Source organism: Pseudomonas viciae (assembly GCF_004786035.1).
Classification (GTDB): Bacteria; Pseudomonadota; Gammaproteobacteria; order Pseudomonadales; family Pseudomonadaceae; genus Aquipseudomonas; species Aquipseudomonas viciae.
Genome location: NZ_CP035088.1, coordinates 3,264,761 through 3,277,509, shown reverse-complemented (window position 1 = coordinate 3,277,509; position 12,749 = coordinate 3,264,761). Strand labels below are relative to the sequence as shown.

The following is a 12,749-nucleotide window of genomic DNA, read 5'->3' as shown; positions in this document are numbered from 1 at the left end:
CTTAAGCCATCAAGGATGAGTTGAGGTTTACGGTGCACCCAAACATCTCAACTGTATTGGCTGGCAGATCCAGCAGCGGTTTTAGGCTTTCTGGAAGAGGTCAACGGGTAAGCAATTGCCAACCATATGAACCACCCTGGCATGACCATCAACGCAATACGGGTGTCAGGTCTCAATGCCAGCAGACAAAGAACAAAGGCCAGAAACGCCAGGGAAAACCAGGCCATTGGCACGCCACCAGGCATTTTGTAGGCCGATTTCGCATGCAGCTCAGGTCGTTTTTTGCGATAGGCAATATACGATGCAAGGATGGTCGACCAAGTAAAGATCACGAGGATTGCCGATACAGTAGAAACAATGGTGAATGCCGTCATCACTTCTGGAATGATGAAAAGCAACAGCACGCCCACGAGCATTAACAGCGTGGTGAACGCTAGGCTCAGCAGAGGCACGCTATTGCTCGACAGACGTCGGAAAATCCCCGGGGCGTTGTCCTGGTTGGCCAGTCCGAACAGCATGCGGCTAGACGAAAATACACCACTGTTGGCCGAGGAAGCGGCAGACGTCAGCACCACAAAGTTAACGATACCGGCCGCTGCGGGAAAACCTGCAACCAGGAACAGCTCGACGAAAGGGCTCTTGCTAGGCGAAACCTGCTGCCACGAAGTCACTGCAATAATGCAGGCCAGTGCCAGCACATAAAACAGGATGATTCTCAGCGGAATCGAGTTGATGGCTTTCGGTAGGGTCTTCTCGGGGTTGCGGGTTTCGGCGGCGGCGGTGCCGATCAGTTCGGTACCGGCAAATGAGAAGATTGCCATCTGGAAACCGGCAAAGAAACCGAACAGGCCGTTGGGAAAGGCCGCTTGTTTATCCAGCAGGTGGTTCAGAGATGCAGTAACACCGCTGGGTGATACAAAGGAACTGGCAATCAACACCATGCTGACGCCAATCAGGGTGATGACGGCAATGATCTTGATGATCGCGAACCAGAACTCCACTTCACCAAAAAGCCTGACCGTCAGCACATTCAAGGCGAACAGGGTTATCAGCATGCCGATGGCCGGTATCCAGGCGGGTACATCGGGGAACCAATACTGAAAAAATCCGCCGACCACTACGCAATCACCTATCACCGCAACGCTCCAGCTCAGCCAATACGACCAGCCAAGAAAGAACGCTGCGCGCGGGCCGAGGTAGGCACCGGCAAAATCTGCGAAGGTTTTGAAGTTCAAGTTGGAGAGCAGCATTTCGCCCATGGCACGCATGACGAAATAAACGAACAGACCGATGATCATGTAGATGAGGATGATCGACGTGCCCGAGAGGGCGATGATCTTCCCGGAACCCATGAACAGACCGGTACCGATGGCGCCTCCCATGGCCATTAACTGAATGTGACGATTGCTGAGGGTGCGCTGCAGCGCGGGCTGTTCAATCAGCCCTGACGGAGTCGATTTCATTACAAAACCTCTTGATTTTATGTTTTTGAGTTTTGGCAGAAAGGTGGTGTCTTGCGTATTTGTTAGAGATGCAACGGCTACTGACGGTGGTTGTTTGTGGATAGCGAGATTTGCCGCGTACACACAGTGGTAAGTAGCCCCTTGGCACTTTGCTCAGGGGCATCAGCTATGGTTTTCAGCTCACTGTGCGCAGGCGTGAGGGGACGATTGCTGGCTGCTGATCGAGGATTTGATAGAGGTTTTTTATGTTGGCAGGCGTCGGCACCAAGTGGATGTGCTCACCGATTGCATACTCCTGGGCCAGGTCTAGCACGTAGCGCAGTGACGAAAAGTCTTCGAGGGCAAAACCCACCGAATCGAACACAGTGACCTGTGCGTCGTTCTCGCGGCCCTTAATTTCGCCTTGAACAATCCGGAAAAACTCGACGACGGGAAAGTCGGCTTCCAATTGCTGGATGTCACCTTCAATCCGAGTCTGAGGTTCAAATTCAACGATGACCCGGGCATTGCGCAAGATCTCGGCGTGCAGCTCGGTTTTCCCCGGACAGTCACCCCCTACGGCATTGATATGCATGCCGGGCTCGATCATCTCGGGCGTCAAAATCGTTGCGTAGGCTTTATCTGCGGTGACCGTGGTGACGATGTCTGCGCCCTTGACCGCTTCTTGCACAGAGCCGGCCAGGATCACCTCAAGATCCGGGAATGCGGACAGGTTGTGCTTCAACTTAAGCGAGGCGTCACGATCGATATCGAATATGCGCAGTTCCTTGATCGATAGCATTTCATGGAAGGCGAGGGCCTGAAATTCGCTCTGGGCGCCATTGCCGATGATGGCCATGATGCTTGCATCCGGGCGCGCCAGGGACTTCGCCACCAAGGCAGAGGTCGCTGCAGTGCGCACAGCGGTGGTCAGCGTCAGTTCACTGAGCAGGGTTGGATAGCCGCTGTGGACATCGGCCAGGACACCGAAGGCCATGACCGTCAGCAAATTGCTTTGACCGTTGTCCGGATGACCATTGACGTATTTGAACGAGTACTGCTGGCCATCGTCGGTCGGCATCAACTCGATCACACCCTTGGCCGAATGATTGGCGGTGCGGGGCGACTTATCAAACTGCGCCCAACGTGAATAGTCAGCTTCGATGTAATCTGCCATTTCGCGGATTGAGCGGCGAATGCCCACTGTGGCGAACAGGCGTGCGGCATGATCGACGTCTATAAAAAGAGTCATGTTTTTAGTCTCCGGTTCAGTAGTAACAACGTTGCGGGGCAGGGGACGACTCAGGGGCGTTTGCTCTCGAAGCCATGCAGCACATTGACCGCATTGATTCCGATTTCATCGACCATATAGCCGCCTTCCATCACGAACAGAGTGGGGCAACCCACATCCGCTATCAGCTCGCCGATGCCGATGAAATCTTCGCTTTCCAGCAAGAAGTGGCTGATAGGGTCGTCCTTGAACGTGTCGACGCCGAGTGAAATGACCAGCACTTCAGGGGCGAATTGCTGGAGTTTCCTGCAGGCGTGGAGCAGGGCATTGCGATAGCTTTCCCAGGTCGTGTTTTTCGGCAACGGGTAGTTGAGGTTGTAACCTTCGCCGCGGCCGGCGCCGACTTCGTGGCTAAAGCCTGAGTAGTACGGATAAGAAACCGCGGGTTCGCCGTGCAGCGACACGAACATGACGTCACTGCGTTCGTAGAAGATGTTCTGGGTGCCGTTGCCATGATGGAAGTCGACGTCCAGTACCGCGACACGTTTCGCGCCTTGAGTAATGGCCTGTTGTGCGGCAATGGCGGCGTTGTTGAGATAGCAATAGCCACCCATGTATTCACGCGCTGCGTGATGGCCGGGCGGACGGCACAGGGCGAAGGCACTGTCGTGGCCTTCATCGATCAGCGCCAGGCCGGTGAGGGCGATGTCAGCACTGGTCTTTACGGCTTGCCATGTGGTCGCGGTAATCGGGGAACCGGCATCCATGGCGAAGAAGCCGAGCTTTCCGTCGATGAACGTCGGGACTTGATCGTTGGACAAATCGCGCACTGGCCATACCAGCGGCAAGGCATCGTGGGTACGCCCGGTCGCACACCATTGTGACCATGCGCTTTCAAGAAAGCTGACGTAGCGCTCGCTGTGCGCATTGACGTAACACGACCGGTCAAAGGCCCGTGGCTCGACGATCTGGCCAAGGCCTACCTGCTTGATCCGATTATGGACGGTATCGGCTCGGCTGGGCTGTTCGAAGGACGGCTTGAGCACGCCGTCTTTCAACTCGGTGCCGTGGTGCAAGCGATGGGAATCACTGAAAACTGTAAACATTCTGCGCATCCGTTAATTTGAACCAGTGCAAATATTCTCTTCCGGTCTGGATGCGCTTTCTTTGCTTTATTTTCGTGGTCTGCTAGATTTTTCGGGCGTTTTTACTCAGGAATTGCGAAATGCGGAAAAAATCATCCAATCGCATCAGTCTCGACGAGACTGACTTGGCGATACTCACCTTGCTGCAAGATGATGCGAGCATTTCCAACGCCGAGCTCAGCGAGCGCCTGTCGCTAAGCCTCACGCCTTGCTGGCGGCGGCGAAAGAGAATGGAGGAGGCGGGCGTGATCAAGGGCTATCAGGCTAACCTTGATCGACGCATGCTGGGGTTGGATATCATGGCGTTCGTGCACATCCGTTTTTCCACCCACGCCGATCACGCTCCCGACGCCTTCGAGGCGGTGATTGCGCAACTGCCCGAAGTGTTGTCCTGCCACAAGATCACCGGGGATGCCGATTACGTGCTGCAAGTGTTGGCAGAGGATCTTGATAGCTACAGTGACTTTATCGAGCAGGTGCTCAGGCGTCAGGTGGGTATTGCATCCATTCAGTCGAGCCTGGCGTTGCGCGAGGTCAAGACCAGTAGCCGTATAGCAATACCCAAATCGACCAAGGAGTGAGTGGGGGAACGGTTTTCCCCTCTGCACAATACTTGGGCATTATTCTGAAGATGCGTACCGGCAGCGCGGCGAAATTCGCATGCCTGATCTCTCAGGACGGCGAAGATAGTGGCAAACACCACTCGCTAGCCTGTATGCTCATCGCGAACCTGGATTTCCATGTTCAAAACAACGGGCTGTTTCAGACCAAACATAGCTCATCAGCCAGCGAGAGACTTTTCGTTTAGCGATGACGCCGGCCAGGCTGTACCAAGCGATTGCTGATGGCCAGGCCTAAAAATTACTAGGTGCCCCTACCTAAAGGAACTTTAGATTAGGGCTACTAGAAAAATCGGAGCGTTGCACGTTGAGTGCAACGCCCCAGAATGATGTAGTGCGTTGCCGAGGATCGGCTTGTGCCTACACGCTCAAGGTGTCAGGGCCTGTTGCAACTGAGGAGTTCATTCAGTTGCAGAGCACAGACGCGTCACGCACCTGAATCGCGTAGACGGACCGATAGCCCTTATCGGCTTATCAGGAAAAAACCACCGGGGGCGCCTTAACCGCGTCTCATGGTAGCCGCTAGATTCGGCGCGCCTCGGCTGCGCTGGGTTTGTAGCCAAAAAATAGCGCTCTCGATATGTGCCCCCGTGCGAAGTCGAGAGCCCAAAGAACTCTTCATCTATCGTGATGTGAGAGCAGAAGAAGCGCAGTGCATTCGAGGATCGGGTGTCTGATGCGAGTTCTTAGCAATGGCCGTCGATGAAGATGAGCCACTGGCAAGAGCGTTATCAAGCTTGACGCCGGCCATTTCCGTGGCCGAGCCTCGGCCGTACCTATCATGGGTGCGCAATTAATCTCGGCTGAAACGCCCACGTCTATTAGCTCATGCATAGGATTACGACTATGAGCACTCGCCGTGGCGCACCTGACTGGCTGAAAAAAACTGCCTCCTGGCTTGCAGCGTTGGCTGTATCCGAAGCTTTTCGTGAATGCTTTCGCCAGTTGATTCGCTGGATTGATGAAATAAGGAGCAGCTAGATCGGGTGTTTAAGGGCGGCCTATGAGAGTGGGCAGCCCTTTTTTAAAGCCTATCCCATCCATATCCAGTCCAGCTACAGCGGTGAGTCCAGACTGTAAAACATGCAGGGCTGATACCTGGCTGAGCAGGGCGGCGGAGTGATTTATCCACCAAGTTGTGCTCACATTGCACTGCGCCCTGGCCAATCTAGACATCATGGTTTGACCAGTGTCAGATCAGCCTCCGTTGCTGCCGGGTTTACGAACAATTGGGGAATATTGGCTTCCTCGGGATACTGCGTGGCGGCTCGTTCAAACGCTTCGCGAACACCCTGACCGAATCCAATCGCGCGGCAAAGTCTTTCGCTGCCGTCGGGGATGGCGCCCTTCATGTCGATCGCGGTATGTATGTGTTCGGATCGTAAGAGTTCGGCAATCCCGTCGCGACAAGCAGGTTAGGGGTATGCGCGGAGGCCCAATAGCTGTTAGATGTGATCACGCCTCATCTCCGCCCATTCGATCAACGCTTGGATCGATGGCCCGAGCGCATGGCCGATAGGCGTGAGTTGGTACTCCACCCTGGGTGGCACCTGCGGGTACACCGTCCGCAGCACGATACCGTCCTTCTCTAGCTGCTTTAGCTGTTGGATCAACATCTTCTGATTGATCCCTTCGATAAGCTTCTCCAAATCTGAGAAGCGAAGCGCATCCTTTGCCGCGAAGAGCTGACACAAAATGATGATTTTCCATTTTCCTTCCAAAACGCGAAGAGTTTCAGTAGTCGCCTCAGCCCACTCACGCCGATTTCGCGGATCGCTGCAGTTCCATTCCCGTTCCATTTCTTTCTCTCTAGTGAGTTACCCACCTTTTGGTGCGTACTTACCATTATCTCATGAGCACTCTAAAGTCGGTGCAATACGATCAGTTCAAGAGGCTCAGCCATGAAAATAGGCATTATCGGGACCGGTAACATCGGCGGCACAATTGCCCGTAAGCTCAGAGCTGCGGGGCATGAAATCCGAGTAGCCAATTCTGGAGGTGTCGATGGTGTCCGTGCGTTCGCCGAAGAGATCGGTGCGGAACCTGTAGACATTCGAGGAGCGGTAGATGGGGTGGATGTGATCGTACTGTCGATACCGCTACCTGCATTGAGTGCCTTGCCGTCCGACCTGTTCACCGCCGTACCTGACAGCGTACCGGTGGTCGACACCAGTAATTACTACCCTGGTTTGCGTGACCCACAAATTGCTGAGATTGATCAAGGGATGACGGAAAGCGTCTGGGTTACGAAGCAGATCGGGTGCCCTGTAGTAAAAGCTTTTAACAATGTCCTAGCCTATACATTGGCAGAGCTAGGTCGTCCGAAGGGTGCTGAAGGTCGCTTGGCGGCAGCGGTGGCGGGTGATAATCACGAGGCAAAAGAGACGGTGATGTCATTGGTTGACCAGGCTGGCTTCGATCCGGTCGACGGAGGTTTTCTTGAAAAGTCCTGGAGGCAACAACCGTCCACACCAAGCTACTGCTGTGACTACGACGCCAAGACCATGCGCAGGGCGCTTCTGTTAGCAGTTAAGGGGCAGGCTGCGGCGAAGCGCGATGAACTGCCTCAACACTTCATGAAGCTCGGGCCGAACCCCACCCATGCCGATGTTGTAGCCATGAACCGCTCCTTCCACCCGCTGGATTAACGTTCGCCAAATACGAGCGATTCAAATGTATACCTGGTTGTTTAGCGGATGAGCGACTCCAGTGGTGGGGTAGTAGTTGGCGGATCTCGCTTAGTTCGGTTTTAGGGTGCAGGTGACAGCATCTGTGTAGATCATAAACATCGTGTTTAACAAGTGGGCGATGTCAGATGTTTATAAGCTGCTCATCGAACCGAAATTACTGAATCAGGGATCTCGAAACTAGCGCGATTGTTCATCGATGAATGTTCGTAGACCTAGTTTTCCCCGCCATCCTCTGCGCCTCCGGCACACAAGGCAGCTGCGACTTCCTTAATGCTGGTGTTCGGAAGATGACTTCGCCAGACGCTTACCTTTTAAAGACGGTATGGGAAATTGATGCAGTTCCTAGTTCGCTGTGGAGCAGAGGCCGTGGGCTGATATTCTCATGGCTTGTGTCATGCAGCCCTACACGATTACTTCAAAAGTGGCTGAATCGAGTGGGGAGAAATACGATGCCGACAGCTACGCGACGAGCTGGGGGTAGGGCTACGGAAGCGGGAATGGCCTTTCAGGCAGAAGTGGGGATGTGGTTCGCTGCGCATCTTCTTGCCCGAGCACCAGTGGGGGCTCGATTTGGTCTTTCTGTTGGAGCATATCCGGTCTCACTGAGGCTTGAGACGGGTGATGATCTTGATGACGTTGAGGTGACGCTATCCGATGGGGGAAGGATCGTAATTCAATGCAAAACTAACCCGAATCTGTCCAGATCCGCAGAGTCTGATCTCGCGGCGACAATCGCTCAAGTGGTTTCGTTTATCGCTTCGTCAGAATCAGAGGGATTACAGAAGTCAGTCGCTGTCATGGCGGTTTTGCCCTCGGCAGCGACAAGCCTTAACTCCCTTCATGAGGCATGTTGTCAATTTGCGATGGGAGGGGACTGGCCAACGATCTACGCCCAAGCCAACCAGTCACAGCGAGATGCACTGGACATTTTCCGTACGCATGTAACGACAGCTCGAACTGAAGCGGCTTCGCCTGTAACGACTGATCAAGATGTTGTAAAAGCGGCGCGTTTTTTCCGCATTGATCGATTTGCAGGCCAGTTAGGCGGTTCAGATTGGCGAGAGGCGTCCAACATTCTTGGCTCCAGGGTTTATGGCGCAGAAGAGTGCGGGCCGACACCTCTCGCCGCTCTGTTGGGAATTGTTCGTACACTCATCAGAACGGGGGCACCCTGTGATCGCGAGGGGCTCCTGCAGCAGCTCCGAGTAATGGGGCACGAAGACAGTCGCTCTCCTCAATTCGATCAAGACCTGCTTGCGCTCAAAGCAAATACTCAGTCAGAGATCGGGCGCCTGGAACGTCACTCCAAGCTTCCAATTGCTGGCGGCCTTCCGATAATTCGCGAATGCCTGGGTGAGCTTCAACAGGCGGCCGAAGACGGGAGCTTTCTCGTTGTTGGCGAACCAGGGGCGGGGAAAACCGGGGTGCTCGTCGCACTCGCGCGCGGGCGGGTCGAGGCAGGCCTCCCAACGGTGCTGCTTTCAGTTGACGATCTTGCTTGGGTTGCCAGCACAGATGCGTTACGTGGCCCGCTGGGGTTGCAGAATGGTTTCCTCGAAACTCTAGGCGCTTGGCCCGGAAGTGCTCGTGGCGTCCTGATCATTGATGCCTTGGACGCGTCACGGGGCGGCCCAGGGGAAAGTGTTTTTTCGCGCCTCATAGAACAGGTTCAAGAGACCCTTAGTCATCGCTGGTCGGTCGTGGCGTCCATCCGGTCCTTTGATCTAAGGAACAGCAGGAAACTCCGAGATGCGATGGCGGGTAATCCGCCTTGCGCACCCTATGTCGATCCAGTGGCTATAGGCGTCCGCCATTTCCTGATTCCTCTGCTCACGGAAAATGAGCTTGCGGAGCTTTCAGGAAGAAATAACCACATCGATGAGCTGCTCACTACGGCCCCTGGGCCTGTGCGTCAACTTCTATGCAATGTATTTAACTTGTCGTTGGCCGCGGCATTGCTCGAAGGTGGTGCATCGGCGGCGAGTATCAAGTCAATTGCGACGCAGTCAGATTTAATTGATTGTTACGAAGATGAACGTTTATTGACGAGCGAACAGCAAGCAGCAGTTGCTCACGTTGTCACTGAAATGGTGCGACGTCGACGCCTAGTTCTTCGCAAGGTAGACGCGTCTCATCCGGCATTGGATGAAGTTTTGCGCGCCGGTGTACTGGTCGCAAGTGGGGATCGTATAAGTTTTGCGCACCACGTGCTGTTCGATCATGTGACCGGTCGCTTTTTCTTGGACTGGAATGACACGTCGCAGCTCATGGTTCAGTTGTCAGGCAGTGACGGAATTGGATTGCTCCTCGGCCCTGCGCTGCGTTTTACCATCGAGCGACTATGGCGTGACGACTCCTCCGGCCGTCCTACTAGCTGGAATTTGATCGCTGATTTCCTCCTGGCAACAGGTCTTGATCCAATCGTTGCAAATATCGCACTGCGTGCCACAGCAGAACGTGTCGAGGCGGCGAGCGATACACAAGCATTGTGTGCTCTGATTGGAGGACGAAGGGAGACAGCCCAAGGAAAGCTACTGCTTTCGAGGGTTTCACGGTACGCGAGTATCTGCATCGATGAGATGGGGGACGCCATCGGTTCCGTTACGGCTGCCTGGGCAAGAGTTGCGCAGGCGGCAGCAGCTACGCGCAAACCTGAGTATGCTGATGGAATACGCATCCTCCTCTCGTCGTTGCAGAACAAAGCAAATTTTGAAAAGAGCGAGTTCTCGTCGGATTTTGGAGATGCGGCGAGAGGATTGCTCACCATGACCTGGATGACCGATTCGCCGGTAAGTGTTTTGGCACCCATGGCTATTGGCTTTGTTGCACGATCATTTGCGAGTAACCCCGCTGAGTCCCGCCAGTTGCTGGAGCAGGTACTGCTTGAACCGCGGTTCTCAGCGCACGCTCATGAGGAAGCGCCACGCTTGGCGAAAGGCGTGGGGTTTATTATTCCGGCTGACCCTCTGTTCGCCGTTTCAATCTACTCCGTGCTCTTTGGCCGTGCGGCTCCTAGTGAAGGCGACAGTTTCTTAGGGGGGCAATCAAGTCAGATCTTGCCTCTGCTTTCGAACCGTCGTCAGGACTATGAACACAGTCGCTGGTGCCTTGAGCAGGCACTTCCCGATTTCTTTGTCGTTGCGCCTTATCACGCGACTCGTGCTGTGAGTGCTGCGGCAATGGGTATTGGTGCGAACAAGTCGGGGACGACCAAAAATCGAGCACGGCACGTCCTCGAGACTGAACGTGGCACTGTTTGCATTGTTGAAGATGGGCTCTCTTACAGCGCTTGGCGCAAAGCAGAAGTGAATTCTAGGTGTCATCCTGATAACACTGTGCTTTCCTGCTTCGCTCATTTCCTGGGAGAGTGCTCACCGGAGGCGTTTCGACAGGTCATTCAGGCTCTGCTCAATGAGGCGTCTGCGGCCTCAGCTTGGGCACGTGTGCTCGGGATTGCAGCAGACCGTCCAGGTGTTGTGGACGATGTGTTGTGGCCTATTGCATCAAATCTATCGGCTGAAAAGATCTGCGATCTAGCCCGTGATACGGCAACTTACCTGGCCTCCGTCTATCCGCAACGCTCCATTGAGGAGCGAACAGAATTCGAAACGCGACTTTGCCAAAACGCTTACTCGGATGACGAGTTCGATCGGGTTAGGTACTGGATAGCAAGATTGCTCTCGGTGTTGCCAGCTGATGCTTTTACCACTGAGGCGTTCAGGACGCTGAAGGCGCATCTTGAAGAAAGCGGGCGCATCACCGGAAACAAACCGTTTATTCATATTTCGACATCGTGGAGTCCTCTAGAGGACGAAAGTCCAGGTGGTGAGGTTAGCTCCGAAGCTGATCAACAAACAATCGCAGTTGCTCATCACCTTGAAGAGATCATGAGGCAGAGTGCTGAGGTAAATACATTAGAAACGGTGACTGAGCTTTGGGATGAATTGAAGACAATACTCAGTTTGGTCGGAGGCCCTGAGCCGACGCTTAATGAAGAGGTTTTGCACGTTGCTTGGGGAACAATCAGTAATGCTCTGGAGTCCATCTCGGACTCAGCGTTTTACGACCCTTCGCACTCTGATCATCCGGATCTCGCTGAGCTTATCGGGCTGTTGGAGCGCTTAGCGGTAAGCGCCTATCCAGAGCCAATGGCTGAGCAGGAGTCTGATAGTGGATTTGTGTCCTGGAACCGTCTGGATGTGCGCGTCTATGTGGCCAGGTCGCTGATGAGTTTGGTTCGGCGATGGGGATCCACAAGTCCACGGTTACTGAGTCTCTTGAGTAGTATGCTTAGCGATGCCGTACCTTCTGTCAGAAGCCAGATATCTGATTCACTCAACGTCCTGTGGGATGTGGATAGAGAACTCATGTGGACCTTGATGCTTCGTGTGGCTAGCGAAGAGTCTGACGTCACGGTGATGGAGTTGTTTGTCTCAAATGCATTCGGTCGTGTTGCAGTCGCTGATGGCGATAGGGGCGAAGAAATACTGAGTTGTCTAGTTGATCGCTTTCCGGCCTGCGCGCACGAGCAGGCTAGTAACGAGCGAGAGCTTGATGAAGCCATTGGCGTTGTGACTATCGGATTGTTTCTGACGCATGCCAAGGCTCGCTCGGGTGCTTACATCGATGAATGGCTTCAAGACCCAACAGGCGGATTTTCACGATTAAGGGCTGTGGTTTCGAATTTGCGAAAGGCGCTTTTTTCGCGCTATCAGGAGGATGCCTCCGAAGTAGACAGCCGCGTACAGGATAGAGCTCACAGGGTTCTGTCCAAGGTTGTCAACGCAGCATCGCAGGCAATGACCCGTGCAGCCGCGATTCTCAGGGATGATGCGACTTTTCCGGCGTTACGATCACCAAACGAGCAGCTTTACCAATCATCCTCCCGCTTGCTTGAGCACTGCTGCAACCAGCTCTATTTCGGGTCTGGAGCTTTCAAAAGCGAAGACAAGCGAAATGAGGCAGGTCTCACATCAGCTTCGAGTATGGGGCGCTTTCTTGCTGAGTACGAGCTACAGCTTGACGAGATTGCTCATGTCGGAGATCCGTCGACTATTCACCATCTTGTCCAACTCTATGAGTTCTTGATGGATGCGGCGCCGGAACTCGTCTTTGACAAGGTGGCTTGTCTGTTGGTTGGGCCAGCAGCATTGCGGGGATACCAGTATGAAAGTCTCGCAACGGAAGTGATCGTGGGGATTATCCGCGGGTTACTGGCAGATTATCGCGATATTTTTGAAGACTCCCAACGACGCAGGTCTTTGGTAGAGGTCTTGGATATGTTCTCGAATGCGGGCTGGCCCGAAGCGATGAAACTGCTTTATGAGTTGCCTGACTTGATGCGTTGATAGCCGTCTAATGTGGCTGAGCTGCGACTAATCGAGTTTCAGCAGTTCTGAATGAGTTAGCCCTCGTCCGAAATTTCGGACGAGGGTTGAAGTCGGAGTTGTGATTTCGGTAGCCGCGTTTTCAAGGTGCATGCTGGGCCAGGCCAATCAGCCAGGGCTCAAGGGAACGCTGCGTGCAGCCAGCGTCCCGTTAAGCCCTGAGAAGGGTATGTACCGGTCGGTGATGAGTTGCAGTTTCACGGCGCGGGCTGATCAATCTTTGAAGGTGTAATT

The 12,749-nt window shown here is 54.1% G+C and carries 9 protein-coding genes; 4 read left to right on the top strand and 5 right to left on the bottom strand.

Going from position 1 to position 12,749, the window contains the following annotated elements; translation table 11 throughout:
• Window positions 1-47 precede the first annotated feature (47 nt).
• The 3 genes from EPZ47_RS14805 to EPZ47_RS14795 form a co-directional block, all read right to left on the bottom strand.
• Window positions 48-1,463 carry an amino acid permease gene (locus EPZ47_RS14805; protein ID WP_135845471.1) on the bottom strand — a complete coding sequence of 472 codons (1,416 nt, stop codon included), beginning with the start codon at window positions 1,461-1,463 and terminating at the stop codon, window positions 48-50.
• A gap of 175 nt (window positions 1,464-1,638) precedes the next feature.
• Window positions 1,639-2,694 carry an ornithine cyclodeaminase gene (locus EPZ47_RS14800; protein WP_135845470.1) on the bottom strand — a complete coding sequence of 352 codons (1,056 nt, stop codon included), beginning with the start codon at window positions 2,692-2,694 and terminating at the stop codon, window positions 1,639-1,641.
• A gap of 50 nt (window positions 2,695-2,744) precedes the next feature.
• Entirely contained in the window at window positions 2,745-3,779 is a 1,035-nt protein-coding gene (locus EPZ47_RS14795; protein WP_135845469.1) for a histone deacetylase family protein, read from the bottom strand.
• 119 nt (window positions 3,780-3,898) lie between these two features.
• Here EPZ47_RS14795 and EPZ47_RS14790 point away from each other — a divergent pair, with 119 nt between their 5' ends.
• Together EPZ47_RS14790 and EPZ47_RS30600 are read left to right on the top strand one after the other, a co-directional pair.
• A complete protein-coding gene (locus EPZ47_RS14790; RefSeq protein ID WP_135845468.1) occupies window positions 3,899-4,399 on the top strand; it encodes an Lrp/AsnC family transcriptional regulator in 501 nt (166 codons plus the stop codon).
• Window positions 4,400-5,284: 885 nt separating this feature from the next.
• Window positions 5,285-5,419: a hypothetical protein gene (locus tag EPZ47_RS30600; RefSeq protein WP_272949226.1), complete on the top strand. Its 135-nt coding sequence runs from the start codon at window positions 5,285-5,287 to the stop codon at window positions 5,417-5,419.
• Between the two features lie 194 nt (window positions 5,420-5,613).
• Here the strand turns inward: EPZ47_RS30600 and EPZ47_RS30110 are convergent, their stop codons facing one another.
• Together EPZ47_RS30110 and EPZ47_RS14785 are read right to left on the bottom strand one after the other, a co-directional pair.
• Window positions 5,614-5,790, bottom strand: a complete 177-nt coding sequence (locus EPZ47_RS30110) for a hypothetical protein (RefSeq protein ID WP_158296356.1) — start codon at window positions 5,788-5,790, stop codon at window positions 5,614-5,616.
• A gap of 93 nt (window positions 5,791-5,883) precedes the next feature.
• Complete coding sequence (locus EPZ47_RS14785; RefSeq protein ID WP_135845467.1) at window positions 5,884-6,237, bottom strand: winged helix-turn-helix transcriptional regulator; 354 nt, start codon at window positions 6,235-6,237, stop codon at window positions 5,884-5,886.
• Between the two features lie 102 nt (window positions 6,238-6,339).
• Between EPZ47_RS14785 and EPZ47_RS14780 the strand changes: the two genes are divergently transcribed.
• A complete protein-coding gene (locus EPZ47_RS14780) occupies window positions 6,340-7,086 on the top strand; it encodes an NADPH-dependent F420 reductase (protein ID WP_135845466.1) in 747 nt (248 codons plus the stop codon).
• A gap of 539 nt (window positions 7,087-7,625) precedes the next feature.
• Complete coding sequence (locus EPZ47_RS14775; RefSeq protein WP_135845465.1) at window positions 7,626-12,476, top strand: ATP-binding protein; 4,851 nt, start codon at window positions 7,626-7,628, stop codon at window positions 12,474-12,476.
• Window positions 12,477-12,749 lie beyond the last annotated feature (273 nt).